We start from the raw sequence: 24,662 nt of genomic DNA on the forward strand, positions 1-24,662 counted from the left end.
TGGCTAGCGGGCGAACTTCTTGGCCCCCGCCACGCACGCAATCACCGCGACGGTCACCCCCAGCATGCCCAGGCTCACCTGCTCATGCAGCAGCGTGGCCGCCAGTGCCAGGCCGAAAAACGGTTGCAGCAACTGCAATTGCCCGACGGCGGCAATGCCGCCCTGGGCCAGCCCGCGGTACCAGAACACAAACCCGATCAGCATGCTGAACAGCGACACATAGGCCAGGCTCAGCCAGGCCGGCAGGCTGATGCTCACGAAAGTGCCCGGGGCGAGGATCGCCGTCAGCGGGGCCACAATCGGCAGCGCGATCACCAGCGCCCAGCAGATCACCTGCCAGCCGCCCAGGGTGCGCGAGAGTTTGGCTCCTTCGGCATAACCGAGGCCGCACACCAGGATTGCCAACAGCATCAGCAAATCCCCGGCGGGCGCAGCGCTCAGGCCCTGGGCAACCGCGTAGCCCACCACCAGCAGGCTGCCCAGGATCGAAAACAGCCAGAACACCAACTTGGGCCGCTCGCCGCCGCGCCATACGCCGAAGACCGCAGTGGCTAACGGCAGCAGGCCGACAAATACGATGGAATGGGCACTGGTGACGTACTGCAAGGCCAGTGCGGTGAGCAAAGGAAAGCCGATCACCACGCCCAGCGCGACGATTGCCAGGGACAGCAACTGACTGCGGGCCGGGGTTTTTTCCTTGAACAGCCACAGCAGGCACAGGCCGAGCAGGGCGGCGATGGTGGCGCGGGCGACGGTCAGGAATACCGGATCGAACTCCAGCACCGCCAGGCGCGTGGCCGGCAGCGAGCCGCTGAAGATCACCACGCCGATCAAACCGTTGATCCAGCCGCTGGCGTTGTTTTCCCGGGTGTTGAGGTGGGTGGTTCGTTCCATGGGTGTAGGGCTCGATAGGGATAAGTTGCGTCCTGCGCATCCTATGATTCACTATCAAGACAATCAAAGAATTGTCATGGATACATCGCCTATGCCCCGCGCCCGCTACAAGACATTGGTGGACACCTTCGCCCGGGATATCCGTTCGGGCGCGCTGGCGGCGGGCACCCGGTTGCCGACGCACCGCCAGTTGGCCGCCAGCCATGGCCTGGCGCTGGTCACGGCCAGCCGGGTATACACCGAGCTTGAGGCCATGGGCCTGGTCAGTGGTGAAACCGGGCGCGGAACCTTTGTGCGGGAAATCGCGTTGTCGCCAGGGCAGGGCGTCGGCCAGATCGCGGTGGCGGCGGGCATGATCGATCTCAACTTCAACTACCCGTCGCTGCCGGGCCAGACCGACCTGCTGCGCACCGCATTGCGCCAGTTGGCGTTGTCCGGCGACCTGGCGGCGCTGCTGCGCTATCAGCCTCACGCCGGTCGGCTGCATGAGCGGGCAGCGGTGGCGCGTCATCTGCTGAGTCGTGGGTTGACGGTGCAGGCCGAGCAGGTGCTGATCGTCAGCGGTGCCCAGCATGGGCTGGCGGTGACCATGATGTCGCTGCTCAAGCCCGGCGATGTGGTGGCGGTGGATGCGCTGACCTATTCCGGGTTCAAGGTGTTGGCCGAGACGCTGCACCTGGAAATCGTCGCGATCCCGGTGACCGCGACGGGCCCCGACTTGGCCTTTCTTGAACAACTCTGCGCCCGGCGCCCGGTACGCGCCGTGTACAGCATGCCGACGCTGCATAACCCGTTGGGCTGGGTGATGAGCATAGAGCAGCGCGAGCACCTGGTGGCGATTGCCCGTCGGCATGACCTGATCCTGATCGAGGATGCTGCCTACGCGTTTTTAGCCGAGGACGCGCCACCGCCCGTGGCCGAACTGGCGCCGGAACGCACGGTTTACGTGTCGGGGCTGTCCAAGAGCGTCGCCACCGGCCTGCGGGTGGGTTACGTGGCTGCGCCGTTGCCGTGGATGGCGGCGCTGGAACGTACGGTCATGGCCACCACCTGGAACACTCCGGGGGTGATGACTGCGGTGGCTGCCGCGTGGATCGACGACGGCACGGTGCTGCAGCTTGAAGCGCAAAAACGTAAGGACGCCCAGGCGCGCCAGGCGGTGGCCGATGAGGTGTTGGCGGGCTTGAATGTTATCCGCCATCCGTCTTCGTATTTCTTGTGGTTGCCGTTGCCGGAGGATGCCCGCGCCGACCAGATCACCATGGCGCTGGCCCGGGAGAATATCTCGGTGTCCACCGCCGAGCCGTTTGCCGTTTCGGCCCACGTGCCCCATGCCTTGCGTGTGGCGCTGGGTTCGGTGGACCGGGAGGTGTTGCGCGAGGCGTTGGTGAAAGTGCGCTGGGCGGTGGAGGCGTGCTAGGGGGCCGGATCGTTCCCACGCTCTGCGTGGGAACGCCGCCTTGGACGCTCCGCGTCCCGCTGTAGATTTGCGCGATAGTGACGCAGAGCGTCACCGGATGCATTCCCACGCAGAGCGTGGGAACGATCCAGGCGGGACTCAGAACTTGTAGGCCTGGCGCCCGATCAGCAGCCATTTGCCTTTCTGCTTCTGCCAGACCTGGAAGTTTTCAATTTCGGTGGGCACCTCGACGCCACTGTTCACCGCCTGCGCGGAAAAGTGGTTGCGCACCAGGGCGGTGTCGCCATTGAGGGTGATGGTCTGTTTCTGCATTTCCAGGGTCTTGAAACCGCTTCTGCCGGTTTCAATGTCGGCGATAAATTCCTGCTTGTTCTGGACCTTGCCGCTGGAATGGCCGTAGGTGAGGTTGTTCGCGGTGAGGGCCTGCAGTTGCGGGATGTCCTTGTGCAGCATGGCCTGGGTCAGGTGATCGACCGCAACGGCTACATCCTTGTCAATTGCGGCGGGCGCGGCGGCCGCGTAGCCGCTGAACAGGCACAGAAAACCAATCAGAACCTTGACGTTTTGCATGGGTGTTTCCTTGTTGTTGTGGGTACCGGGACGACTCGGATTGTGTTTTTAAGTCGTCGTACAACCATGCCGTATTTACCGGGATCAAGGAAAGTGAAATTTGTTCTTGGCTAGAAGATAAGCGCTGTTTGCCAGTATTGGTTGTCGTATCACTTGCGAAATAGCGGTCGGCACTTCCCGTGGAAATGGCACATGGCTATGCTGTGGCCGGCGACTTCATGGCGTGGATTCGCAACGACTGAGGAAAACAAAAAAATGACACCGGATCAAAAGTACGCGGCGGCCATGGTGCGCCTGGGTTATCAACTCAACGAGTTCAAGATCGGCGGCAACTACACGCCGCTGCTGAGGGACGGCAATCACGTCTACATCAGCGGCCAGATTCCGCGGGTGGGTGACGCCATCGTGTTGCCCGGCAAGGTCGGCGAAAGCCTCAGCCTGGCCGACGCACAGATTGCCGCGGGCGTCAGCGCACTGCGTTGCCTGGGGTTGCTCAAGCAGGCGCTGGGTTCGCTGGACCAGGTCAAGGCGATCCTCAAGATCAATGTGTACGTGCGCAGCGCGGATGACTTCGACCAGCAAAGCGAAGTGGCCAACGGTGCGTCGGACCTGTTGAACGAGATCCTGGGGGCCGCAGGATCCCATACGCGCACCTCGGTGGGCGTGCTGCAATTGCCCAAGGGCGCGGCCGTGGAAATCGACATGATCGCCGTGGCACGGGACTGAAACCGGGTGATCGCCGAGGCGTTTGCGGTACTGGTCCACTATGGAATCTACCTGCTCCCGGGACTGATCCTGTTTGGCCTGTGGTTCGGTCTCACGCCGAAAACATTGCCGGGCTTGCGCATCGTTATCCTGCTGCTGGCCTTTGTGCTGATGCGCGATGCGATGACGCCACTGGGCATGTGGTCGCTGAGCCGCGAGGTGCAGATCGAATTCACGGCCAACCCGTGGGTGCTGGCCGCGCTGGGCGGGTTATCCCTTGGGCTGATTGCCCTGCTCGCGCGCCTGGCACCGGAGTTGTGGCAACTGACGGTGCTGTTCAAGGGCAATCGTTGGGCTGGCCTGGCGGTGGGACTCGGGGCCGGGTGTCTGATCGGCCTGCCATTGCGGCTGTATCAAGGCATTGAGCCGGTTTACTGGGCCTGGCTGATGGGCATGCTGGTGCTTGCCTACTGCGCCAATGCGCTGGAAGAGGTGCTGTTTCGCGGCTTCCTGCAGGGCTATCTCGAACAGCACGTTACGCCGCTGCGCGCGGCGTTGCTCAGCGGGTTGGCGTTCGCCGCGTGCCATTCATTTCTGGCGTTGAGCGTGACGCAACTGGGCTGGCCAGTGTTGGCCTTTACCCTGATTGAAGGCGTGGCCTGCGGGCTGGTGCGGATGCGCTACGGTGTGGTGGCGGCGACGGCCACCCATGGCACGGCGATCTTGCTGATTGCCGTGCCGATGGTGTGAACCGTCTCAGGCCTGTACATCAACGCCGATGTGGGCCTGGAGCCAGTCTTTGTAGACCGCGATGTTATCGGTCGACTGGTCGCCATTTTTCGCGGTGACAGTCTTGCCGTCCAGGCGCCCGATATCGAGCAGGTACTGAAGACCGTTGGCCACATGGGTGGCGTCGCTTTTGCTGAGTGACTGAACATCGGGCAGTTCGACGGCGTTGCCTTTATCGTCGAAGGTCGCCCATGAAGGGTTGGCCCTGGCGGTGGCAACGGTTTGCGCGGTCGAGCGCACTTGCTCCTGATAGCTGGCTTCCAGCTTGGTCTTGATCTCGGGCGTGGCGTTGGTGACTTCAATCCTCCCAGCCCGCAGGGTGCCGTTTTCCATGGATTGTGTAAAAGTCTTCTGTCCCAGCGCTAACAGACTTGTCGTGCTTCCTATCATGGTGCCGCTCCCTTATTGGTAGCAGCAACAGAGCAAAACCCGGGCCATGTGCTGCATGCCTTGTGCGGCGCGGGCTGGGTGGTATTGCCGGGGCAGGGCGCAGGCCAGGAGTTGCCGGGGCTGGCAAAGGGTTGCCACGTCGGCTCGCGCGAGCGCATTTCAGAACGTTGGAAACTAAGTTCAGAATCTCCAGTCTGTAATAGCGTATCGCCACCTCTACAAGGAATTAACATGAAGCTTAAGGTCGTTTTGCTGGGCACGGTTTTGTTGGCTGCGCCGCTTTACCAAGCGGTTGCCGAGACGTGCAGGGCGAACAGTTATGGTGGGTCCGATTGCGAATACGACAATGGCACCTCTTCCAAGAGTCGCGCCAATAGCTACGGTGGGCAAGACACCCAATACAGCGATGGTACTTCCTCCAAGAGCCGCTCCAATAGTTATGGCGGGCAGGATATCCAATACGGCGACGGCACCTCGGCCAAGACCCGTTCCAACAGCTATGGTGGGCAAGACACTCAATACAGCGACGGCACCTCAGCCAAGAGCCGCTCCAATAGCTACGGCGGGCAAGACACCCAATACAGCAACGGCTCCTCCTCCAAGAGCCGCGCCAATAGCTATGGCGGGCAAAATACGACAAATAACTAATGGCCCCGCCGCGGCTTTCTACCTCACCAATGACCGCTCATACGCCGCGGTCATCACCTGCCACGTCTGCGCATCCGCCGGAATCAAATGCTCGATGCGCAACGACGTTACCGTGATGTCCTGAGGCATGCCGAAGGTGGTGAAGGTCGACATGAAGTTCAGCTCACCTTCACGGGAGTTGACGCGTGTCAGCACCAGTGGCGGCGGTTCATTGACCAAGGCTTCGGTACTTTGCGGGGCCGGCAGGCTGTCCAGAAGCCTGGCAAGTTCGGAGTTGCCCAACGCCTCGCGCGTCGCCCGTTGCCAGGCGACGGTGCGGATTTCGTCAGCGTTGATCAAGTGATCACCCAGCCCACCAGGCTGCAGCAGGGTGACCAGCAAATTCAGCTCTTCAGCCGCTTCCGGCTTGATCCCCACCAGATCGAACAGCACGTGGGTACTGGCATTGGCGGCGAGCACTTCCCAATGGCTGCCCAGCACGATTGCCGGTGCAGGATTATTGGCGTGCAGCACATGGCTGATTGCCTCGCGAATAGCCTCCATGGAGGGCGAGGAGAGCGGGGTTGCCTCATAGCGCGGGGCGAAGCCGGCAGCGAGGAACACGCTGTTGCATTGCTCCAGCGGAACCTCCAGCGCCATCAGCAAATTATGCAAGGTGCCCGGGCTCGGCTTGGCGCGCCCGGTCTCGATGCAGCTCAGGTGGCGTTGGGAAACCCCGGTGATCAGCGCCAGTTCCAGCTGGCTCAATCTGGCGTGCCGACGCAGCACGCGCAGTTGCGTGCCGGCGGTAGTGTCGGGGTTGGCGCGGGGGAAAGGTTGGCTGCTCATGGGTTGACTCTGGCCGTGCGGGTCGGTGGTGTCGATGACCTTCGAGGTCATTGAGAGGGGAACGACGTTATCACTAATGTGCAGCTTCCCGAACCGTTGTCTCCAAGGAGGAGAACATGCGCAGACCCTGGATTGCCCTGGCCGGGCTGTTGGCTTTTGCCCTGTACACATTGATCACGATGCTGATCGCCGAACAATCGCTCATGGCGTTCGGACGTGAATTGATATCGAGGCCGGATACTGCCCAGGTGGTGATTGATTTGTATCTGATGGCGGCCTTGGCGGGCGTATGGATGTACCGGGATGCGCGGGCCAGGGGCAAATCCCTGGCGTCGGTGTTGCCCTATTTACTGGTAACGGCGGTTTTCGTATCCATCGGTCCGCTGCTGTATATCGTGGTCAACGGGTTCCGCGAACCTTCAGGGGGCCGGTGATGGAGGTTTATGCGTTGTGCGTACTGGTGCTGTTCTTGAAGATGCTGGCGATCTCCTGTTACCAGGGTTTCTTTCGACTCAGATTCCGTGCATTCACTAACCACGAGGATGCAGCTTTCTTCCATCGCGATGCGAATCCCCAGGAGTTACCGCAAGTCTCCCGGGCCGAAAAGGCTTGGGCCAATGATCTGGAAAATATTCCGTTGTTCTTCATTTTGGGTGGCCTGTGCCTGGCGATGGAAACGCCAGGCACCGCTACCGCGGGGTTGTTCTGTCTGTTCACCGCTGCCCGTGTGATGCATACGGTGATGTATCTGAGCGGCCGCCAGCCCTGGCGCACCCTCGCTTATGGAGTGGGAGTGCTCTGTTTGTCGGGGCTGGCCGGTCTGCTTGGCGCTGGGCTGATAACAATCAAGGCGTGAGAAAGGCCTGATAGTTGTCCTTGGTGATCTGTTGATAGGGAATGGTCAGCTCCGCCGTGTAGGGCTGCTTCCTGATCATCTTCAGCGCCAGGTCAATCGAGCCGACGGCCTGGCCCTTGTTGTCCTGATAGGCCGTGACTACCAATAGATCTTTCTTGATCGCATCCAGGCCGGCGGGGCCGCCGTCGCTGCCGCCCACCAGGATGTCCTTGCCAGGGTGCATGCCGGCCTGGGTAATCGCCATCGCGGCACCGATAGCCATTTCATCGGCATTGGCCGCCACGGCGTCGATTTTCTTGCCCGAGACGATCCAGTTGTTCATCAGGTCCATGGCCTTGCTGCGCTGCCAGTCGGCGCTTTGTTCTTCGACGATATGGATGTTGGGGTAATCCTTCAGTACGTTTTTCACGCCCTGTGTGCGGTTGTGGGTGGCGTTGTTAGAGAGCAAGCCGAGCATGATTGCGAGGTTGCCCTTGCCGTTCATTTTTTCCGCGAGGTAGCGCATCTGAATCTCGCCCGCTTTGATCTCGTCCGAGCCGACATAACCCACCCCGGCCGGTAAGCCGGGGATGTCCGGGCGACGGTTGACGTACACCAGCGGGATACCCGCCTGCTGGGCATTCACAGTCATTTTCTGGGTAGCGGCGGTGTCGACCGCGTTGACGATAATCGCGTCCATGCCTTGGGCAGAAAAGCTCTGCACCTGGTTCAGTTGGCGCACCACATCGCCTTGGGCGTCTTCGAATTGCAGGGTCACGTCGGTGAGGTCCCTGGCGTGGGCCGCCATGTAGTCACGCATCTGGGCGAGGAACACGTCGTCCACCTGGGCGATGCTGACGCCGATGCGTGTCTCGGCGAGGGCTAGCGGGGTAACGATGAGGGTCAGGAGCAAGGTCAGCAGCTGTTTTTTCATGGTGTCAGTCCGTTTTTTTGTTGTTTTGAAAGACGTTGAAAACATTCCTCAGCCTTGGCGTTTGGCGTGTAGTTGCGCAACGCGTTCGGCAAAGGTCTCGCAGGGCCAGCGTTCGTTCAGTGCCTGCAACATCAGTTGCTGCCCGGTTTGCGGAGCCAGGCCCTGTAAGGGTGGGTCGGTATCCAGGTTGGTGGGAAAGGAATAGCCATCGGCGGTGCAGGCGATCACCGCGTGCAGCGCCTCGCCATCCATGACGTTGTCCGCCAGGCGCTCCAACAGGCAGGGGTACAGCGCCAGCATCATCCGGTCGCGGTCCACAGCCTCCATCGTTTTGCCGAACGCCGAGGAGATTTGCAGCAGGTTGGCCATGCGCTGGCGGTCCGGTGTGCGATTGGTGCCAGCGGCGTGAAACAGGGCCGGGTTGAAGAACAGCAGGTCACCTTTGTTCAGCGGCAATTGCACGGCATGCTGCTGGAAGTACTCGATGAATTCAGTGCGCCTCCAGGCCAGGTAGCCCAGCGGGTATTGCTGGGAAAACGGCAGCAGTTGGGTCGGGCCGGTTTCCAGGGGCATGTCGCTGTGGGCCACGGCCCCTTGCAGCGTGAGGTATTGGGACAGCGTGTGCAGGGGCAACGGAAAGCGCTCCACCACGTCGATGGTCTGGAACCCGAGGTGATAATCACGGTGCGGTTGCTGGGCTTGGCCACCGGGGTGCACCACGTTGACCTGGGCCGTGACTTGGTAGCCCGGGCCGAGCCAGGCTTGTGCGATCAACCCCAGCAGTGGGTTGGCGTAATATTCGACAAAGGATGCCGGCGACTGCAGTGCGGCCTTCTGTAATGAGTTCCAGATACGTCCGTTACTGCCGGCCTTGGCGAAGTGGTCGGCGGCCACACCTTGCGCAGCCTCTTGGGCAAAGATCGCTTCGAATACCTGGCTGTGACGGTCGACCACGTCCAGGTCGGCGTAGCCCTGGCGCACCACCATCACTCCCGGCCCCTGGCTGAACAGGCGATGCAGTTCGTCCAGCACGGCGTGACGATCGCCGTTGCGCAGTGCCTGGGCCTGATAGATCGGGATGTTGCTGCACACTTCGGCGCAGTGCGGGTAGTCCTCGGCAGCAGCCTGCTGGGCACAGATCGAGTGAAAATCTTCCAGTTGCACCGCATCGGCGCTGACAAAGGCAGGCATCACGCACCCTCCACCAGGCTCAGGGCCTGATCGGGGCGTGGGGTGCCGCCGTCGCCACAGCCGATGACGCCTTGCTCCAGGTCGATCACCGTGCCGGTCATCATTCCCGACTCGCGTGACAATAGAAATGCCACGCTCCGGGCCACCTCTTCAGGTTTGAGCAGGCGGCCGAAGGGCTGCGCGGCTTCGGCGGCCTCCAACCAGCCATCCCCGGCGCCGTGGTAGTGCCGCTGGATTTCATCCTCGTGAGGTGTGTCCATCCAGCCGATGTTCAAGCCGTTGACCCGAATCCGGTTGCGCAGGGCGCTGAACGCCACGTTTTTGGTCAGAATCGCGAGAGCGCCCTTGGACGCCGCGTAGGCACTCAAGAACGATTGCCCGCCGTGGCCGGTGACACTCTGGATATTGACCACTGCACCTTCAACCCTCTGGCTGATCATCAGCTTCAAGGCTTCCTGCATCAGGAAAAACGGCGCCCTCACATTGACCGCAAACAGTCGGTCAAACAGTTCGGGGGAGGTGTCGAGAATGGTGCCGCGATCCGACATCCCGGCGCAGTTGATCAGCCCGTGGAGGGTGCCGAAGTGGGCACGGGCCGCCTCGATCACGGCGCGGCAGTCGCCAATCTGTTCCAGGTCCGCCTGGACAAACACCGCGCGGCAATCGAGCGCTGCCAACTGCCGTACTTGCTCCTGGCCCTGGTCCGGACGGCGTCCGCAGATGATCAGGCCGGCAGCACCGCGCCGCGCCAGGGTATGGGCGACGGCAGCCCCCAATCCCTGGGTGCTGCCGGTGACGACAAAGTATTGGCCTTTGAAGGTATGGCTGAGGTCGGTTGAAGGCATCGGGGTCTCCTGGGTTTTTGTTGTTTTGAAGGCCGGGCTCGACGCCGGGCAAAACTGAGACTAGCATTGCGGTCACCTCAACGAGTCTCAAAAAGACCTCAAAAAAACCTCAGGCTCAACGGCATGCTCGAACGCGCTAAACACTTTTCCATCAAGCAACTGGCCACCCAGGCGGGCGTCAGCAAGGCGACGGTCGATCGCGTCTTGCATGAGCGCGGCAGCGTGCACGCCCAAACCCGGCGGCGTATCGAACAGGCTCTGGATGAGCTGGAATCCCAGGAAAAAAATGGCTTGGCAGTAGGCCGGACCTTTCATGTCGATGTGATCATGCACACGCCCAAGCGCTTCAGTGCGGCGGTGCAGGCCGCCATCACCGCCCAACTGGGCAGCCTGGCACCGTTTCGTATCGCCCCGCGGTTTCATGTGTTCGAAGAGATCGAGCCTCAGGCGATGCACGACCAATTGCTGCGCTGCCTCGAGACCGGCAGCCAGGGTGTGGTGCTCAAGGCCGCGGACGAGCCGGCGGTGAATCTGGCGGTCAAGCACCTGGCGGCCGCAGGTATTCCGGTGGTGACCCTGGTCACCGATCTGCCCCACAGCGAGCGCATCGGCTACGTAGGCATGGATAACCGCACCGCCGGACAAACCGCCGCGTACCTCCTGTCCCGCTGGCTGTCACCCCAACCCCAGGAAGTGGCGGTGGTGATTGGCAGTGAATTGTTCCGGGGCGAGGAAGAACGCGAAATGGGTTTTCGCATGTGGCTGCGCGGCCGTGCGACGCACCTGCGGGTACTGGATATCAGCGGTGGGTACGGCGTGTATGACCGAACGTTTGCCCGGGTCACCGATGCGTTGAAGCAGCATCCGGAACTGAAGGCGGTGTACAGCGTCGGCGGTGGCAACCGGGCAATTGTCGACGCCTTCGCGGCTCTGGATCGCCCGTTGGACGTGTTTATTGCTCACGACCTCGACGAAGAGAATCGCCAGCTATTGGCTGAAGAAAAAGTCGCCGCGATTATCGATCACAACCTGCAGATCGATGCGCGCCATGTGTTTCTGCACATCCTGCAATTTCATCGGCTGTGGAAGGCTGGGCCGATTGCGCCGTCACAGGTACAGATCGTCACACCGTTCAACCTGCCGGACTGAATCTCCACACCCAATAACAATCCCAGGAGTTCGACCATGCTACGTATCGCTGTCCTTGGTGCAGGGCGCATCGCCAACATTCACGCGGCCAATGTCGCGGCCCATCCTGATGCCACTCTGGTGGTGGTCGCCGACCCCTGGCGGGAGGGCGTCGATGGCTTGGCTGCGCAGCTGGGTTGCGAGGCGGCCTATGACTGCGCAGCAGTGCTAAGTCGGGACGATATCGACGCGGTGGTGATTGGCACACCCACCGACACTCATATCGATTTGCTGCTGGCGGCCGTGTCCCAGGGCAAGGCCGTGCTGTGCGAGAAGCCCATTGACCTGGATTTCGCCAAGGCGCGGGCGGCGGCGCAAGCTGTGGAGCGCGAGGGCGGCAAAGTCATGCTGGGCTTCAACCGCCGCTTCGATCCCGACACGCTGCGCCTGCGCCAGGCCATCGACGCGGGGCAAATTGGTGCTGTGCGGCAGGTGATCATCACCAGCCGCGACCCGGGGTTGGCGCCACGGGATTACCTGGCACATTCCGGCGGCATCCTGCGGGACATGACCATTCATGACTTCGACATGGCGCGGCACCTGCTGGGTGAAGAGCCCATTGAAGTCGGCGCGATAGCCAGCCGGCTGGTAGATCCGAGCCTGGCGCAGATTGACGACTTCGACAGCGTGATGGTGCTGCTGCGCACCGCATCCGGGAAACAGTGCCATATCAACTGCTGTCGGGAGGCGGTCTACGGGTATGACCAGCGACTTGAGGTATCCGGGGCCAAGGGGGTGCTGCTCACGGATAACCATCGACCCAGCACCTTGCGCCATTGGAACCACGAGCACACCGAGGCGTTGGAGCCGTTGCAGCATTTCTTCCTGGAGCGTTATGCGGATGCCTACCGCAATGAGTTGGGGCAGTTTATCCAGGCACTGAGCGCGGGGCGCGCGCTGCCCACCAACATGCGCGATGGGCTGTATGCGTTGCACTTGGCGGACTGTGCGCTGGAGTCCATCAAGACCGGGCGAATGGTTGAGGTCAATTACGCTATTTAAGGTGTTGCCGGAGCGGGCATGCTCGCTCCGGCAGATTGCGCGTTAGATTTTTGCCAACGCCTGCGCCAGATCCGCCCGCAGATCCTCCACATCCTCAACCCCCACCGACAACCGCACCAACCCATCACCAATCCCCAGCTGCGCCCGGGTCGCTGCCGGGATGCTCGCATGGGTCATGATCGCCGGGTGCTCGATCAGACTTTCAACGCCCCCCAGGCTTTCAGCCAACGCAAAGATCTTCACGTTTTCCAGGAAGCGTGTCGCTCCTGCCAGGCCGCTTTTCAGGTCCACCGAAATCATCCCGCCAAACCCGCGCATCTGCCGGCGTGCCAGCTCATGCTGCGGGTGTGATGCCAGGCCTGGGTAATAAACCCGCGCCACTTGCGGCTGTTGCTCCAGCCACATCGCCAGTTCCAGCGCATTGCTGCAATGGCGCTCCATGCGCAGCGCCAGGGTCTTCACCCCGCGCAAGGTCAGGAATGCGTCGAACGGCCCGGCAATCGCGCCCACGGAGTTCTGCAGGAAGCCCAGGCGCTCGGCCAGTTCAGGATTCTGGCCGACCACCGCAATGCCGCCGATCACATCGGAGTGGCCGTTGAGGTACTTGGTGGTGGAGTGCACCACGATGTCGAAACCCAGCTCCAGCGGGCGCTGGATCCACGGGCTGGCGAAGGTGTTGTCGGCCACGCAGATGATGCCCCGGTCCTTGCAGATGCGGGAGATGGCACTGAGATCGGTCAGGCTCAGCAGCGGGTTGCTCGGGGTTTCGACCCAGACCATCCGCGTGTCGTCCTGCAACGCGGCTTCGAAAGCCGACAGGTCGGTCAGGTCGACGAAACTGAAGCGATGCCCGGCGCTGCGTTGGCGAACTTTGTCGAACAGGCGGAAGGTGCCGCCGTACAAGTCATTGCCGGAGACCACGTGGGAACCGGCGTCGAGCAGTTCCAGCACGGTGGAAATCGCCGCCAGCCCGGAGGCGAACGCGAAGGCCTGGGTGCCGCCTTCCAGGTCGGCCACGCAGCGTTCCAGGGCGAAGCGCGTCGGGTTGTGGGAGCGCCCGTAGTCGAAGCCTTTGTGAACGCCGGGGCTTTCCTGCAGGTAGGTGGAGTTGGCGTAGATCGGCGGCATCAGCGCCCCGGTGGTCGGGTCCGGGGATTGCCCGGCATGGATCACGCGGGTGGCGAAGGCGCTTTTATCGTGCTGGGTCATGCAAGGGATCTCCGTAGGTGATTGAGCAGGTCGACGCGGGTGATCAGGCCGTGAAAGCCCGAGGCGTCGGCAATGATTGCCACCAGCCCGCGATCCAGCTCGGCCTGCAATTGCGCAAGGCTGGCGCTGGGTGCGAGGGTGTGAAGGGCGTTGGTCATGGCGCTGCCCACGGTCATGGAAAAGTGCGCGGCGTTCTGATGCAGGCCGAGCAATACATCCGACTCGTCGAGCACCCCCACCAGTTGCTTGCCGTCCACCAGCACCGGCAGCTGTGAGACGTCGGCCAGGCGCATGCGTTGGAAGGCGGTGAGCAGGCTGTCGTCGGGGCCGACGCTGATCACCCGGCCATCCTCGAAACGACGGGCGATCAGGTCGCGCAGGTCGCCGTAGTGTTTGTATTGCAGCAGGCCGGCGTCGTTCATCCATTGGTCGTTGTAGACCTTCGACAGGTAGCGCGTGCCGGTGTCGCAGACGAAGGTGACCACGCGCTTGGGCTCGGTCTGTTCGCGGCAATAACGCAGGGCGGCGGCCAGCAGGGTGCCGGTGGAGGAGCCACCGAGAATGCCTTCGGCCCGCAGCAGTTGGCGGGCGTGGTCGAAGCTTTCTTCGTCGCTGATGGAATAGGCGTGGCGCACGCTGGAGAGGTCGGCGATCGAGGGGATGAAGTCTTCGCCGATACCTTCCACGGCCCACGAGCCGGGCTCGGTCATGGTGCCGCTGCGGCTGTACTCGGCCATCACCGAGCCGACCGGGTCGGCCAGCACCATGGCCAGGTCAGGTTGCACGCGCTTGAAGAAGCGCGTCAGGCCAGTGAGGGTGCCAGCCGAGCCGACGCCAACCACGATGGCATCCAGGTCATGTTGGGTCTGGGCCCAGATTTCCGGGGCGGTGCTGGTCTCATGGGCCAGGGGGTTGGCCGGGTTGTTGAACTGGTCGGCGAAGAACGAATCGGGAATGTCCTTGGCCAGTCGCGCCGCCACATCCTGGTAATACTCGGGATGGCCCTTGCCGACATCCGAGCGGGTGATGTGCACCTCGGCGCCCATGGCTTTCAGGTGCAAGACTTTCTCGGTGGACATCTTGTCCGGCACCACCAGCACCACCCGGTAGCCTTTGGCGCGTCCCACCAGGGCCAGGCCGAGGCCGGTATTGCCGGCGGTGGCTTCGATGATGGTGCCGCCGGGGCGCAGGCGGCCATCCCGCTCGGCGGCGTCGATCATGGCCAGGCCAATGCGGTCCTTGATGGAGCCGCCGGGGTTCTGGGATTCAAGCTTGAGGAACAGCGTGCACGGGCCGGTATCGAAGCGGCTGACCCGCACCAGCGGGGTATTGCCAATCAGTTCGAGCACGGCGGGGCGGGAAGCGGTGGGCATGTCGTCACCTGGCTACGGAAAGGGCGTATGGGATGGACAGCAGCGTTTACAACATGGTTTCGAACATAGGCCGGTATCGGGCCGCTCGCAACCGCGCGGCCGCCAGAATGTCTTTTTTTGGCGCATTGCTGCTTCATGACGGAGCACGGCTGGAGGCGATCCATCGGTGGGTTTTCTGTCAACCTCACGTATTCATTGGCTTGCAGCTGATTGGCCCAGGGTTTGCTAAAAGAAATCCAAACTTGGATACAAGATGGAATCCTCAATGCGCAACGAACAACTCGGCTGGACCCTGGGTGAATGGCAAGCTGCCTACCGCAGCCAGGCGCTGACTCCCGACATCCTGTTGACCCTGGCGAGCACGTTTCCCGCCGAGGACAACGCCTGGATCAGCCAGGTGCAACCGCAGCAGTTGCGTGACCAGTTGGCGCAGTTGGCCGAGCGGCTTGCGGCGGTCAATGGCGATATCGACCAGTTGCCGTTGTATGGCGTGCCGTTTGCCATCAAGGACAACATCGATGCGGCGGGTTGGGAAACCACGGCGGCGTGTCCTGAGTTTGCCTATACCGCCGCGGCGGATGCCTCGGTGGTGGCGCGGTTGCGGGCGGCCGGGGCGATCCTGATGGGCAAGACCAACCTCGATCAGTTCGCCACCGGCCTGGTCGGTACACGCTCGCCCTACGGCGCGGTGAGCAACAGTTTTAACCCGGACTATGTCAGCGGCGGTTCCAGCTCGGGTTCGGCCTCGGTGGTTGCCCGCGGGCTGGTGGCGTTTTCCCTGGGCACCGACACCGCCGGTTCCGGGCGGGTGCCGGCGGGCTTCAACAATATCGTCGGGTTGAAGCCGACCAAGGGGCGCTTGTCCAACACCGGACTGGTGCCGGCCTGTCGTACCGTGGACTGTATTTCGGTGTTTGCGCTGACGGTTGAAGATGCCGAGACGGTTGCGGGCCTCGCTGCTGCTTACGACGCCAGCGACGCCTATTCACGCGTCAATCCTAACACTGCTCCCGTAGCGGTCGGCGCCACAATCAAGCTGGCGGTTCCGGCCAGCCTGGAGTTTTTTGGCGACGCGCAGAACCAGGCCGTATTTGAACAGGCGCTGCTCAGGTTCCAGTCCCTCGGCGCCGAAATCACGGCGGTGGATTTCAGCCCGTTTCAGCAACTCGCCGAGCAGCTCTATTACGGCTCCTGGGTTGCGGAGCGCACGGTGGCACTGGAAGGCATGCTCGCCAGCAACGCCGAAGCGATCAACCCGGTGGTGCGTGGCATTGTGGAAAACGGCCACACGTACAGCGCCTGCGATGCCTATAAAGCCGAATACCTGCGCGCCGAACTGAGCCGCCGCATCAACGACACCCTGGCCGGTTTCGACGCCTTGCTGGTGCCGACATCGCCGACGATCCGCACCCTGGCGGAAATGGCCGTGGAGCCGGTGCTCTACAACTCGCAGTTTGGCTTCTACACCAACTTCACCAACCTGGCCGACCTCTCGGCACTGGCCGTGCCCGCCGGGCTGCGGAGCGACGGCCTGCCGTGCGGCGTCACCCTTATCGCACCGGCCTGGCACGACGCCGCCCTGGCGCATCTGGGCAAGCGTTGGCAGGCCGGCCTTGATCTTCCGCTGGGCGCTACCCAACGCAATCTGCCGCAACCGGCACCGGCGCGACAGGCGCCCGGCAGCGTGCGGGTGGCGGTGGTTGGGGCGCATCTCACCGGGATGCCGCTGAACTTCCAGCTGACCAGCCGCAACGCCGTGCTGGTGGAGCAAACCCTGACGGCGAGCAACTACCGCCTGCATGCACTGCCGGGCACGGTTCCGCCCAAGCCGGGGCTGGCCAGGGATGACTCGGGCCGCTCGATCATCGTCGAGCTGTGGGACATGCCTGTCGCCCGCTTTGGTGAGTTCGTCGCCGAGATTCCCGCGCCGCTGGGCATCGGCAACCTCACCCTGGCGGACGGGCGCAGCGTGAAGGGTTTTATCTGCGAGCCCTGGGCCCTGGCAGGCGCCACCGACATCACCGAATTCGGCGGCTGGCGCGCCTACATGGCGAGCAGGAACTAGGCATGCAGCTCTCAACCACGAGAAAACCCGGCGAACGGCCGGACAGCCTGGCGGAACGGGTCTACCAGCAGGTGAAGGACGACATCTTCGGCTTTCGCCTGCTGCCGGGTGATCGCTTCAGCGAAGGTGACGTGGCCGAGCGCATGCAGGCCAGCCGCACGCCGGTGCGCCAGGCGCTGTATCGGCTGGAGCGGGAAGGGTACCTGGAGGTGTTTTTCAGGAGTGGCTGGCAGGTGCGGCCGTTCGACTTCAACTATTTCGAAGAGCTTTACGACGTAAGAATCGTGCTGGAGTTGGCCGCCGTCAGCCGCTTGTGTGGCATGGCGGAGCAGGGGCTTGAACGGCTTGAAGCGATCTGGCGGGTGGACGAAAGTGCCCGGCTGGATGACGCACAGGTCGTCTGCGCGCTGGATGAGGAGTTCCACTGCGGGTTGGTGCAGGCCACGGGCAACGCTGAAATGGCGCGCATGCATTACGAGATAACCGAGAAAATCCGCATCATTCGGCGGCTGGATTTCACTCAGCAATCACGTATTGCAGCGACCTATGAGGAACACGCAAGCATCCTCGATGCGATCTCGGCACGGCACCGCGATCTGGCGCAGCAACTGCTCAAGACTCACATCGAGGTGAGCAAGCAGGAGGTGCGCAAGATCACGTTGCATCGGTTGGCGGTGGCGAGAGGATAAGCAGCCCGTGCCCTGTGGCGAGGGAGCTTGCTCCCGCTGGGGTGCGAAGCGCCCCCAAAACCGGTCACCCCATTTTACCTGGCGAAAACGCGGTGCCTGAATTGGGGCTGCTGCGCAGCCCAGCGGGAGCAAGCTCCCTCGCCACGGGTTATTGCCGCACGCCTAATACTTGCTGCAACCGATTTGTCACCGTCTCACTCGCCCCCAACATCGGCGCCCGCAACTCACTGCCGATCAAACCCTCCATCGCCAGCGCGGCCTTCACCGGCGCCGGATTGGGCTCCACGAACAGTGTGTGAATCAACGGCAGCAGCCCGAAAAACGTCTCGCGAGCCGCCAGCAACCGGTTGTCGCGAACCTGTCGATGCAGCGCCACAAAATCTGCGGTACGCACATGCGCCGACGCGGCAATCGCGCCGGTCGCTCCCAGGCACAGCGCGTTGAATATCTGCACATCCTCGCCACACAACACCTCCACATTCCCGCTGGCCAGCAGCGCAAGGGTATTGGCCAGGTTGCCGCCACAATCCTTGATCGCGACGATCCGTTCATGGGCGACGATGTTCAGCAACGTCGCCTGTTCGAAGGCGATACCGGTGCGGTAGGGAATGTCATACAGAATGATAGGCACACTGGACGCATCGGCCACGGTGCGGAAGAACGCTTCAAGGCCCGCCTGGGACGGGCGGATGTAGCTCGGCGGCGGTACCAGCAAACCGGCCACCGCGCGTTGCAGGATTTCACTCTGGAACTGCAGCAGCTCAATCTGGTTATACCCTGCCAGGCCCATCACCACCTGCTGCGGCGGTACCAGTTCCAGTACGGCATCCAGCATCGCCAACTGCTCACGGCGGCTCAGTGCTGCGGCTTCGCCGGTGGTGGTGCAGACCATGATCCCGGCCACGCCTTGTTCCAGCAGATGGCAGACCAGGCGGCGCAAGCCGATGAAGTCGATGGCGCCGTTATGAAACGGTGTAACGACGGGAACCCAGATACCTTGAAACGATGACATGCGCTTTCTCCTGATGGTTGACCGATTTCGTCACCGTCAGAAGGGCAGAGGGAAGTAAGCAAGAGGAGGGGGCCTTCGCGCTCAATGTCCTGTCAGCTCATCTGACGGGACAGCGCGCCCCGGTCACATGAGCGACTGTTTCTTCGATTTGAGGGCGTGCGCAACGCAACCTTGCGCCTTGGCAATCAAGCCAATGACGGAAAAGTTGAAGGTGGTTGCAGACATTGAGGACACACCCTGAAGAAGGCGCTTATCTTTATGGATTATTACAGGGTGTGTCAACTCACGGCGATCAGTTTGCGGAACCGGGATGATTCGCGGGTCGATCCTTACACCATTACTCATTCTCTGCACCGTTTGGGTTCATGTCAGGACGCGAACGCATTCTTGTCGGTAGCGGTACTACACTGCAAGTCCGAACCTCCACGCTGGAGAACACTCATGCTCAGCAAAAACACGGTGTGCCTTTGGTACGACGGCAGTGCACTGGACGCTGCCAACTTCTACGCCAGGACCTTCCCGGACACCGCAGTGACTGCGGTCCATCACGCCCCCGGGGATTATCCGGCGGGCAAACAGGGCGATGTGTTGACCGTGGAATTCACCGTCATGGGTATTCCTTGCCTGGGGCTGAACGGTGGCTCCGGCGTGCAGCACAACGAGGCGTTCTCGTTCCAGGTGGCCACCGACGACCAGGCGGAAACCGACCGTTTGTGGCACGCGATTGTCAGCCATGGCGGCCAGGAAAACGTCTGCGGCTGGTGCCAGGATAAATGGGGGGGGTGAGATGGCAGATTACCCCGCGTGTACTGAGCGCGGCGATCACCCATCCCGACCCGGCAGCGGCCAAGCGGGCGTTTGATGCGATGATGGGGATGACCAGGATTGATATAGCGGGGATTGAGGCGGCGCTCAAAGGTTGATGCACCGATTGAGTCAATCGGCGCCCACCGCCGTCCGGTCCACCAGACGAATCCGGTTGCGTCCACCGCGCTTGGATTCATACAGCGCCGCGTCGCCTTGTTCGATCAAGGCCGCGAGGCTGGCGGGCGGCGTGTCGAACAGGCTGGCGCCGATGCTCAATGTCACCGCTTCGGGCGTGGCGAACGCCTGCGAGGCAGCCTGATGAAACTGTTCGCGCAGGGAACTGCCCAGCGCGACAATGCGCGCGTTCGAGGTGTCATTAAGCAGGATCACGAACTCGTCGCCACCCAACCGCGCCGCCAGCGAATCATCGGGCAACTGCGCGCGAATCATCTCGCTCAGGGCCACCAGCAGCCGGTCGCCCGCGGTATGGCCGTACAGGTCGTTGATCAGCTTGAAATTGTCGATGTCGATCAACAGCAGGGCACCTGGCCGGGCCTGCGAGACCTCGCTCAGCAGGCTCGGCGCGCGCATTTCAAGGGCGCGGCGGTTGTACAGCGCGGTCAACGGGTCGCGGGCGGCCAACCGTGCAATCTGTTCCTCACGGCGGTAGCGCTCGGTGCCGGTCATCGACAATGCAATCAGCATGATCGCCATGGCGCCTTCCACCAGCGACACCTGAATGATCTCGCCACGAAACGCCGTCAGGTCGATCAGTGTCCCCGGCACGATCGCCACCAGCGACTTGGCCAGATAGAACAGCCCGTGGGCCAGCAGCACATAGCGCAGTTGCACCGCGCCCACGCTGAGTGATCGGCCATGGGGGCGCAACAGGAAACTGGCCCGCAGGGTCGGCAGGGCAACCAGCAGCGAGTTGGCCAGCAGCATGGCCCTGGACCACGACTGTCCTTCCGGCAACAGCAGCATGGCAAACCAGGCCACGAACATCAGGTACCAGGCGCGAGACAGGCGCACCTGGGTGAAACGCGCAACGCCCAGCAGGAACAGCCAGTGTGCGGTGATCAGCAGCCCGTTGGCGAACCAGATGCCGATCAACAGCAGGCCGCTGGCCCGCAACAGCGCCAGGGTGCTGCCCACGCTGATGATGGCGAAACCGGCAGTCCAGTACAGCAGCGATGGCTCGCGGACATTGCGCCACTCGACGGCCAGGTACAGCGCGGCGGCGCCTGCCAGTGCGATGGTGAGGACCAGTATGGTGATGGGGTCGAGCGCCATGGGCGAACTGGCCTGCCTGAGTTGCGGTGAGACGGCGATTGTAAGCGTTTTCGCCGGTTTTTCGCAGTGCTCAGGCCCTGCGCGCCATCAGCAATACCGTCGCGGCGGCCGACAACAACCCCGCACAGCAGCGGTTGAAAATCCGCTTGCCCCGAGGCTGCGCGAACCAGCGGCGCATATGCAAACCCATATAGGCGTAGGCGCTGATGGCGAACCATTCCAGCGCCAGGAACATCGCTCCCAGCAGGGCGAATTGCGGCGTGATCGGACGTGCCGGGTCGACGAATTGCGGCAGGAAGGCGGTAAAAATCAGGATTGCCTTGGGATTGCCGGCGGCCACCAGGAACTCCTGTCGCGCCAAGGCCCACAAGCCCGCCTTGGGCGCCGTCGACTCAGCCTCCGCGTGCGGATTGGACCGCCACAGTTGATACGCCAGATAAAATAGATACGCCGCCCCCAGGATCTTGATCCCGTAGAACAGCAACTCCGAGGTTTGCAGCACCACCGCCAGCCCGGCGGACGCGAGGGCGATCATCCCGGCAAAGGCCAGCAGTCGCCCGACGCCTGCCAGGCACGAAGTGCGGTAGCCGTAGCGGGTGGAGTTGCTCACGGACAGCAGGTTGTTCGGGCCTGGCGCCATGTTCAGGGCGAAGCAGGCCGGGAGGAAGAGGGTGAGGGTGGCGAGGTCCATGGGGGGCTCCGGCGGGCGCTGGCAGGTAAGGCCACGAGGATAAGGGATGTGAGGCGGTTGAACAATTTGCGCTAATGGGTAGAACCGATGGCGCTCTGGCCATGTCTGTGAGTCGTGGGTAAATAGATCGGTCACCATGACGCTCATATCGTTAATATGTCCGGCATGCCAATCGGGTAAAGGAAGTTGGCGTGAAGCACGAAGCGCTTTTCCCGGGAATTAAAAATAGAGTAGGCAGGGAATGGAATATCCTTCATTTGAAAACAAATCAAAGAAAAGAACCTTGTTGTTGGTGGTGTGTCTGTTATTTGGAGCATGGATTGCTTATACGCTCTGGGCCGGTCGCATTGTAATGCGAACGGTTTTAATGCCATCGATTCCCGAGTGGACGACCTATATAGTCATTGGTTGTCTGGTTGGACTCTTTTTTGCTGCAAGGGCCACCTACTATCGTCCGGCTGTAAGAAACCCGAACCGTGTTGGAGAATCTTTTTTTGGTGGTTTTTGCCTGGGTCTGATTTTGTCCTTGCACAGTTATGACGTCGTTACGTACCTGTTGCCCGGCGACATTGTTCAGTATGCGTCACCTTACGAGCTGGTGACTCCGGGGCCCTACGTTGGAAAGTTCAGTCGTTGTGAGGCGGGCCTGCGGATTAAGGATTTAAAGACTGAGCGCTGGGTTGCGCTTTGTACCACTCAGTCGGAATTCAACGATCAAAGAAAGACAGGCATGAATGCAGTGTGGGTGACTGCTCATTCAAACGAGATAGGTTCTTATATCGAGGCGTATGAATTTATTTATAAATAAATCATGTCGTCGTTGTACCAGCCTTCGTTCATAAGCCAATGACTCATTGTTGGCCGGGAGGGGAATGTTTCGGTTTGCCATCAGCCACTTGTGTCTTGCCACAAACTTGCTGCGTTGCATTCGGCAGTATTGCGCCCCCTTGAAAGCCTCAGATGAACAGATCCGCCCCTTGCCTCTCAAAGCGCCGCATAGACAAGGGATGAAAGTCGGCGGGGGCGTGGATCAATCATCGAATGGCTGCCCGAAGTCGTGGTGACAAAACCGAAGCTCACTTGTTTTTCGGGATCTGCGAAACTGATCGGGCCACCAAGCCCGATATGGCCAAAGGTGTTCGGGCCCATTGCATGGGAAGCCGTCGGGTCGCGTTGCTGCTCGAGCATGCAACCCAATCCATAACGCATGGGGCGCATCCATACTCGATCCATGCCATGACTGTGCTCACGGCTGAATTCAGTAAGCAGCTCGGGACCGATAAAGTTTCCTGCCATCAATGCACTGTAGAAACCGGCCAGGCCGTGAGCCGAACCGTGTCCACACACGGCGGGTTGCCGGTAGGCCCACCAGCGAGGGTCACTGGTTCGTCTGGGCACCATTCCGGGGTTGGTGAAGGCGAGCGTCGCGATATGCGACGGCTCGTTTTTCACCACGGTTCGCAACGCCTGCGAGTAAGGGTCACCGACTCGTCCCGTGGCACTGTCGAAACGCGCGATACGATGAAAGTGTTCTTCGTTCACGCCAAGGTGCACGTCCAACTCATGGGGATCGAGAATCTCTTCGTGGATAAACACACAGGGATCTCGTCCGTCCACCCGGCGAATCAACTCACCGAGGATCCAGCCAAACGTGGTGGTGCCGTAGCCCAGGTCCGTTCCCGGTTCCCACCACAGCGGCTCGGCCTCCAGCAGTCGCAGCATGTGCTCCCAGTCATACATCATGGGGTTGTGGTCGGGCCCCCGCAGCGCCGGCAGGCCTGCGGTATGGTTCATCACCTGGCGCAGGGTGACCTTTGCTTTCCCGCTCCGGGCGAACTCGGGCCAGTAACGGGCCACGGGTGCATCCAGCTCCAGCTTGCCCGCCTCAACCAACATCAGGACGGCCACCGCGACATAGGGTTTTATTACGCAGAAGGTATTGGCCAGCGTATCGCGGGTCCAGGGTTTCGTGCCCGCCTGGTCTGCCATGCCGGCCCACAGGTCGACAACGATCTCTGCGCCTACCTGCACGCACAGGCCGGCCCCACGTTCCTGCGGATCATCGAACATGTCCTCGAAGGCCTGCTTGACCGCTTCAAACTGCTTCGCACATATCCCTTGCGCTTTCATACCTCAACGTCCTCGTATTTGAAGTGCGGCCCTTGATACTTGCCGAACACGGATAATGGTTGTGGAGGAATTCACCCACGAGACCGAGTTTGGGAGTGCTCCATGGAAAAGCGATTGGCTCGTTTGTAGGTGCCGAAGTCATTGAACCTGACACCGGCCTGGGCCATGACTTTATGAGCATGAGGTGCCGTCATCTGACGCAGATAAAACGGGTCTCTCACCACGAAGTGATGGATGCTGTGAGTGCTGCCAAAGTTAAAACAGAACAACTGGAACGGCCACAGCCACCAAGGGTTCATCACCTGGGTTTGTTGTAATGCGTTACGCGGGGCAACATCGCCGTAATAGTGCATATTTGAACTTATAAAGAACAGGCAGAACTGCCGTATCATATTGGGCGCTATAAGAATAACCACTGCGCTATTGACGATATCCATTAATTCCAGCGTCGTAGCTGAACTGTGAACCTCCATCCCGGTAATTGACCCAAGCCAGACATACAGGTGGTAGCCGAGGAACACATACCAGCACCCCCAATACAGAAGCCCGAATGGTGTATTGAGCCGAATGATCTTGCCTAACAATTTTACCTTTTGCCGCCATCCAGGGGCAAACACCGCATTTAGAAAACCAAATACAAATCCGTCCACCAGTTTGAGTAATCGCAGTATTCCCCAAGGACTGCCGCTCGTGGTGATCCAGGCTTCAACATCAGAATCAGTTCCGGACTGCTTATGGTGATGAAAGTGCAGACTGCGTCTTAGCCACGGGCTGGGCATACCCGGGCGTGCCAGCCAGCAGAAGAGCATCATGGCATTATGGGCCAGCGGCTGTTTTCTAAAATAAAGGCGATGAATCAGGTCATGTTCGATTTCATGAATGAACGAAGTCAGCAGCGCATTGACCAGAATACACATCCATGCGGGGATAAAACCCTTTAGATAGAGCCCTCCCGTAATGACCATCCCTATCAGGGAAAACGCCATGACACTCGCGCCCAGAGCATCCTGGTGCTGCAGGATCGGATAACGCTTTCGCAGGTAGTTCCCATGATCGGTAATACTGCGGGTTACCTTATCAATCTTTTCCTGATCGGTAGTTGGGCGATCAATTTCGATGGCGCCTTCCAAGACATTCATCCATTCATCCTCTGA

26 protein-coding genes and 1 pseudogene are annotated in these 24,662 nt (G+C 61.2%); 12 read left to right on the forward strand and 15 right to left on the reverse strand.

Annotated elements, in window-relative coordinates; translation table 11 throughout:
- Positions 1 to 3: 3 nt before the first annotated feature.
- A complete protein-coding gene (locus tag HX818_RS07955) occupies positions 4 to 894 on the reverse strand; it encodes a DMT family transporter (RefSeq protein ID WP_177019781.1) in 891 nt (296 codons plus the stop codon).
- Positions 895 to 985: 91 nt separating this feature from the next.
- On the opposite strand from HX818_RS07955, the gene HX818_RS07960 reads away from it, so the two are divergent.
- Positions 986 to 2,314 carry a PLP-dependent aminotransferase family protein gene (locus HX818_RS07960; RefSeq protein ID WP_177019846.1) on the forward strand — a complete coding sequence of 443 codons (1,329 nt, stop codon included), beginning with the start codon at positions 986 to 988 and terminating at the stop codon, positions 2,312 to 2,314.
- Between the two features lie 138 nt (positions 2,315 to 2,452).
- Here HX818_RS07960 and HX818_RS07965 read toward each other — a convergent pair whose 3' ends face one another.
- Complete coding sequence (locus tag HX818_RS07965) at positions 2,453 to 2,884, reverse strand: nuclear transport factor 2 family protein (protein WP_177019782.1); 432 nt, start codon at positions 2,882 to 2,884, stop codon at positions 2,453 to 2,455.
- A 255-nt stretch (positions 2,885 to 3,139) separates the two neighbouring features.
- On the opposite strand from HX818_RS07965, the gene HX818_RS07970 reads away from it, so the two are divergent.
- On the forward strand, positions 3,140 to 3,610 hold the full coding sequence (locus tag HX818_RS07970; RefSeq protein WP_003215091.1) for a RidA family protein: 471 nt from the start codon (positions 3,140 to 3,142) through the stop codon (positions 3,608 to 3,610).
- A gap of 6 nt (positions 3,611 to 3,616) precedes the next feature.
- On the forward strand, positions 3,617 to 4,339 hold the full coding sequence (locus tag HX818_RS07975; RefSeq protein WP_003215093.1) for a CPBP family intramembrane glutamic endopeptidase: 723 nt from the start codon (positions 3,617 to 3,619) through the stop codon (positions 4,337 to 4,339).
- 6 nt (positions 4,340 to 4,345) lie between these two features.
- Here HX818_RS07975 and HX818_RS07980 read toward each other — a convergent pair whose 3' ends face one another.
- The gene (locus HX818_RS07980) at positions 4,346 to 4,711 is read right to left on the reverse strand and encodes a hypothetical protein (RefSeq protein WP_003215095.1); all 366 of its coding nucleotides are present in this window, start codon (positions 4,709 to 4,711) and stop codon (positions 4,346 to 4,348) included.
- A gap of 288 nt (positions 4,712 to 4,999) precedes the next feature.
- On the opposite strand from HX818_RS07980, the gene HX818_RS07985 reads away from it, so the two are divergent.
- Positions 5,000 to 5,416 carry a hypothetical protein gene (locus tag HX818_RS07985; protein WP_003215097.1) on the forward strand — a complete coding sequence of 139 codons (417 nt, stop codon included), beginning with the start codon at positions 5,000 to 5,002 and terminating at the stop codon, positions 5,414 to 5,416.
- Between the two features lie 18 nt (positions 5,417 to 5,434).
- Here HX818_RS07985 and HX818_RS07990 read toward each other — a convergent pair whose 3' ends face one another.
- Positions 5,435 to 6,244: a helix-turn-helix domain-containing protein gene (locus tag HX818_RS07990; RefSeq protein WP_177019783.1), complete on the reverse strand. Its 810-nt coding sequence runs from the start codon at positions 6,242 to 6,244 to the stop codon at positions 5,435 to 5,437.
- Between the two features lie 116 nt (positions 6,245 to 6,360).
- Between HX818_RS07990 and HX818_RS07995 the strand changes: the two genes are divergently transcribed.
- Together HX818_RS07995 and HX818_RS08000 are read left to right on the forward strand one after the other, a co-directional pair.
- On the forward strand, positions 6,361 to 6,678 hold the full coding sequence (locus HX818_RS07995; protein ID WP_003215101.1) for a DUF2834 domain-containing protein: 318 nt from the start codon (positions 6,361 to 6,363) through the stop codon (positions 6,676 to 6,678).
- Entirely contained in the window at positions 6,678 to 7,100 is a 423-nt protein-coding gene (locus tag HX818_RS08000) for an MAPEG family protein (RefSeq protein ID WP_177019784.1), read from the forward strand. The genes HX818_RS07995 and HX818_RS08000 overlap by 1 nt, the downstream gene beginning before the upstream one ends.
- On the opposite strand, the gene HX818_RS08005 is transcribed toward HX818_RS08000, so the two are convergent.
- From HX818_RS08005 to HX818_RS08015, 3 genes are read right to left on the reverse strand one after another with little or no spacing between them, the layout of a single operon-like run.
- On the reverse strand, positions 7,090 to 8,013 hold the full coding sequence (locus tag HX818_RS08005) for a sugar ABC transporter substrate-binding protein (protein ID WP_008436286.1): 924 nt from the start codon (positions 8,011 to 8,013) through the stop codon (positions 7,090 to 7,092). The genes HX818_RS08000 and HX818_RS08005 overlap by 11 nt on opposite strands.
- Before the next feature lie 48 nt (positions 8,014 to 8,061).
- Positions 8,062 to 9,204, reverse strand: coding sequence for a phytanoyl-CoA dioxygenase family protein (locus HX818_RS08010; protein ID WP_003215107.1), 1,143 nt, complete (start codon positions 9,202 to 9,204; stop codon positions 8,062 to 8,064).
- Complete coding sequence (locus tag HX818_RS08015; RefSeq protein WP_177019785.1) at positions 9,204 to 10,049, reverse strand: SDR family oxidoreductase; 846 nt, start codon at positions 10,047 to 10,049, stop codon at positions 9,204 to 9,206. Before HX818_RS08015 ends, HX818_RS08010 begins: the two co-directional genes overlap by 1 nt.
- A 123-nt stretch (positions 10,050 to 10,172) precedes the next feature.
- Between HX818_RS08015 and HX818_RS08020 the strand changes: the two genes are divergently transcribed.
- The gene (locus HX818_RS08020) at positions 10,173 to 11,198 is read left to right on the forward strand and encodes a LacI family DNA-binding transcriptional regulator (RefSeq protein ID WP_003215111.1); all 1,026 of its coding nucleotides are present in this window, start codon (positions 10,173 to 10,175) and stop codon (positions 11,196 to 11,198) included.
- Positions 11,199 to 11,234: 36 nt separating this feature from the next.
- Positions 11,235 to 12,239 (forward strand): inositol 2-dehydrogenase, encoded by a 1,005-nt coding sequence (iolG, locus tag HX818_RS08025; RefSeq protein ID WP_102369211.1) that lies wholly within the window; start codon positions 11,235 to 11,237, stop codon positions 12,237 to 12,239.
- A gap of 42 nt (positions 12,240 to 12,281) precedes the next feature.
- On the opposite strand, the gene HX818_RS08030 is transcribed toward iolG, so the two are convergent.
- Both HX818_RS08030 and HX818_RS08035 read right to left on the reverse strand, forming a co-directional pair.
- A complete protein-coding gene (locus tag HX818_RS08030) occupies positions 12,282 to 13,448 on the reverse strand; it encodes a cystathionine gamma-synthase (protein ID WP_177019786.1) in 1,167 nt (388 codons plus the stop codon).
- Positions 13,445 to 14,821 (reverse strand): cystathionine beta-synthase, encoded by a 1,377-nt coding sequence (locus HX818_RS08035; protein ID WP_003215116.1) that lies wholly within the window; start codon positions 14,819 to 14,821, stop codon positions 13,445 to 13,447. The genes HX818_RS08030 and HX818_RS08035 overlap by 4 nt, the downstream gene beginning before the upstream one ends.
- Positions 14,822 to 15,086: 265 nt before the next feature.
- Between HX818_RS08035 and atzF the strand changes: the two genes are divergently transcribed.
- Positions 15,087 to 16,886, forward strand: coding sequence for an allophanate hydrolase (atzF, locus tag HX818_RS08040; protein WP_177019787.1), 1,800 nt, complete (start codon positions 15,087 to 15,089; stop codon positions 16,884 to 16,886).
- Positions 16,887 to 16,888: 2 nt separating this feature from the next.
- The gene (locus HX818_RS08045) at positions 16,889 to 17,575 is read left to right on the forward strand and encodes a GntR family transcriptional regulator (RefSeq protein WP_008436291.1); all 687 of its coding nucleotides are present in this window, start codon (positions 16,889 to 16,891) and stop codon (positions 17,573 to 17,575) included.
- A 148-nt stretch (positions 17,576 to 17,723) separates the two neighbouring features.
- Here HX818_RS08045 and dapA read toward each other — a convergent pair whose 3' ends face one another.
- Both dapA and HX818_RS08055 read right to left on the reverse strand, forming a co-directional pair.
- The gene (gene dapA, locus HX818_RS08050; RefSeq protein ID WP_177019788.1) at positions 17,724 to 18,587 is read right to left on the reverse strand and encodes a 4-hydroxy-tetrahydrodipicolinate synthase; all 864 of its coding nucleotides are present in this window, start codon (positions 18,585 to 18,587) and stop codon (positions 17,724 to 17,726) included.
- A gap of 123 nt (positions 18,588 to 18,710) precedes the next feature.
- A complete protein-coding gene (locus HX818_RS08055) occupies positions 18,711 to 18,932 on the reverse strand; it encodes a hypothetical protein (RefSeq protein ID WP_177019772.1) in 222 nt (73 codons plus the stop codon).
- Positions 18,933 to 19,028: 96 nt separating this feature from the next.
- Here HX818_RS08055 and HX818_RS08060 point away from each other — a divergent pair.
- Positions 19,029 to 19,510 (forward strand): annotated as a pseudogene (locus tag HX818_RS08060) (VOC family protein).
- Positions 19,511 to 19,523: 13 nt separating this feature from the next.
- Here the strand turns inward: HX818_RS08060 and HX818_RS08065 are convergent.
- Together HX818_RS08065 and HX818_RS08070 are read right to left on the reverse strand one after the other, a co-directional pair.
- Positions 19,524 to 20,687 carry a GGDEF domain-containing protein gene (locus tag HX818_RS08065; RefSeq protein WP_177019789.1) on the reverse strand — a complete coding sequence of 388 codons (1,164 nt, stop codon included), beginning with the start codon at positions 20,685 to 20,687 and terminating at the stop codon, positions 19,524 to 19,526.
- A gap of 70 nt (positions 20,688 to 20,757) precedes the next feature.
- Entirely contained in the window at positions 20,758 to 21,378 is a 621-nt protein-coding gene (locus HX818_RS08070) for a LysE family translocator (RefSeq protein ID WP_177009454.1), read from the reverse strand.
- Positions 21,379 to 21,619: 241 nt separating this feature from the next.
- Here HX818_RS08070 and HX818_RS08075 point away from each other — a divergent pair, with 241 nt between their 5' ends.
- The gene (locus HX818_RS08075) at positions 21,620 to 22,186 is read left to right on the forward strand and encodes a hypothetical protein (RefSeq protein WP_003215135.1); all 567 of its coding nucleotides are present in this window, start codon (positions 21,620 to 21,622) and stop codon (positions 22,184 to 22,186) included.
- Positions 22,187 to 22,362: 176 nt separating this feature from the next.
- On the opposite strand, the gene HX818_RS08080 is transcribed toward HX818_RS08075, so the two are convergent.
- Together HX818_RS08080 and HX818_RS08085 are read right to left on the reverse strand one after the other, a co-directional pair.
- On the reverse strand, positions 22,363 to 23,508 hold the full coding sequence (locus HX818_RS08080; protein ID WP_008436310.1) for an EstA family serine hydrolase: 1,146 nt from the start codon (positions 23,506 to 23,508) through the stop codon (positions 22,363 to 22,365).
- Positions 23,509 to 23,579: 71 nt separating this feature from the next.
- Positions 23,580 to 24,647 carry a fatty acid desaturase gene (locus HX818_RS08085; protein WP_177019790.1) on the reverse strand — a complete coding sequence of 356 codons (1,068 nt, stop codon included), beginning with the start codon at positions 24,645 to 24,647 and terminating at the stop codon, positions 23,580 to 23,582.
- Between the last annotated feature and the right edge of the window lie 15 nt (positions 24,648 to 24,662).

The sequence above is a fragment of the Pseudomonas sp. F9001 genome, assembly GCF_013385435.1.
In the GTDB taxonomy this organism is placed as follows: domain Bacteria; phylum Pseudomonadota; class Gammaproteobacteria; order Pseudomonadales; family Pseudomonadaceae; genus Aquipseudomonas.

What these genes read in the sequence shown, in the direction of transcription:
- HX818_RS07955 (WP_177019781.1), bottom strand. Translation starts at nt 894, where the DNA reads ATGGAACGAACCACCCACCTCAACACCCGGGAAAACAACGCCAGCGGC.
- HX818_RS07960 (WP_177019846.1), top strand. Translation starts at nt 986, where the DNA reads ATGCCCCGCGCCCGCTACAAGACATTGGTGGACACCTTCGCCCGGGAT.
- HX818_RS07965 (WP_177019782.1), bottom strand. Translation starts at nt 2,884, where the DNA reads ATGCAAAACGTCAAGGTTCTGATTGGTTTTCTGTGCCTGTTCAGCGGC.
- HX818_RS07970 (WP_003215091.1), top strand. Translation starts at nt 3,140, where the DNA reads ATGACACCGGATCAAAAGTACGCGGCGGCCATGGTGCGCCTGGGTTAT.
- HX818_RS07980 (WP_003215095.1), bottom strand. Translation starts at nt 4,711, where the DNA reads ATGGAAAACGGCACCCTGCGGGCTGGGAGGATTGAAGTCACCAACGCC.
- HX818_RS07985 (WP_003215097.1), top strand. Translation starts at nt 5,000, where the DNA reads ATGAAGCTTAAGGTCGTTTTGCTGGGCACGGTTTTGTTGGCTGCGCCG.
- HX818_RS07990 (WP_177019783.1), bottom strand. Translation starts at nt 6,244, where the DNA reads ATGAGCAGCCAACCTTTCCCCCGCGCCAACCCCGACACTACCGCCGGC.
- HX818_RS07995 (WP_003215101.1), top strand. Translation starts at nt 6,361, where the DNA reads ATGCGCAGACCCTGGATTGCCCTGGCCGGGCTGTTGGCTTTTGCCCTG.
- HX818_RS08000 (WP_177019784.1), top strand. Translation starts at nt 6,678, where the DNA reads ATGGAGGTTTATGCGTTGTGCGTACTGGTGCTGTTCTTGAAGATGCTG.
- HX818_RS08005 (WP_008436286.1), bottom strand. Translation starts at nt 8,013, where the DNA reads ATGAAAAAACAGCTGCTGACCTTGCTCCTGACCCTCATCGTTACCCCG.
- HX818_RS08010 (WP_003215107.1), bottom strand. Translation starts at nt 9,204, where the DNA reads ATGCCTGCCTTTGTCAGCGCCGATGCGGTGCAACTGGAAGATTTTCAC.
- HX818_RS08015 (WP_177019785.1), bottom strand. Translation starts at nt 10,049, where the DNA reads ATGCCTTCAACCGACCTCAGCCATACCTTCAAAGGCCAATACTTTGTC.
- HX818_RS08020 (WP_003215111.1), top strand. Translation starts at nt 10,173, where the DNA reads ATGCTCGAACGCGCTAAACACTTTTCCATCAAGCAACTGGCCACCCAG.
- iolG (WP_102369211.1), top strand. Translation starts at nt 11,235, where the DNA reads ATGCTACGTATCGCTGTCCTTGGTGCAGGGCGCATCGCCAACATTCAC.
- HX818_RS08030 (WP_177019786.1), bottom strand. Translation starts at nt 13,448, where the DNA reads ATGACCCAGCACGATAAAAGCGCCTTCGCCACCCGCGTGATCCATGCC.
- HX818_RS08035 (WP_003215116.1), bottom strand. Translation starts at nt 14,821, where the DNA reads ATGCCCACCGCTTCCCGCCCCGCCGTGCTCGAACTGATTGGCAATACC.
- atzF (WP_177019787.1), top strand. Translation starts at nt 15,087, where the DNA reads ATGCGCAACGAACAACTCGGCTGGACCCTGGGTGAATGGCAAGCTGCC.
- HX818_RS08045 (WP_008436291.1), top strand. Translation starts at nt 16,889, where the DNA reads ATGCAGCTCTCAACCACGAGAAAACCCGGCGAACGGCCGGACAGCCTG.
- dapA (WP_177019788.1), bottom strand. Translation starts at nt 18,587, where the DNA reads ATGTCATCGTTTCAAGGTATCTGGGTTCCCGTCGTTACACCGTTTCAT.
- HX818_RS08055 (WP_177019772.1), bottom strand. Translation starts at nt 18,932, where the DNA reads ATGAGTAATGGTGTAAGGATCGACCCGCGAATCATCCCGGTTCCGCAA.
- HX818_RS08065 (WP_177019789.1), bottom strand. Translation starts at nt 20,687, where the DNA reads ATGGCGCTCGACCCCATCACCATACTGGTCCTCACCATCGCACTGGCA.
- HX818_RS08070 (WP_177009454.1), bottom strand. Translation starts at nt 21,378, where the DNA reads ATGGACCTCGCCACCCTCACCCTCTTCCTCCCGGCCTGCTTCGCCCTG.
- HX818_RS08075 (WP_003215135.1), top strand. Translation starts at nt 21,620, where the DNA reads ATGGAATATCCTTCATTTGAAAACAAATCAAAGAAAAGAACCTTGTTG.
- HX818_RS08080 (WP_008436310.1), bottom strand. Translation starts at nt 23,508, where the DNA reads ATGAAAGCGCAAGGGATATGTGCGAAGCAGTTTGAAGCGGTCAAGCAG.
- HX818_RS08085 (WP_177019790.1), bottom strand. Translation starts at nt 24,647, where the DNA reads ATGAATGTCTTGGAAGGCGCCATCGAAATTGATCGCCCAACTACCGAT.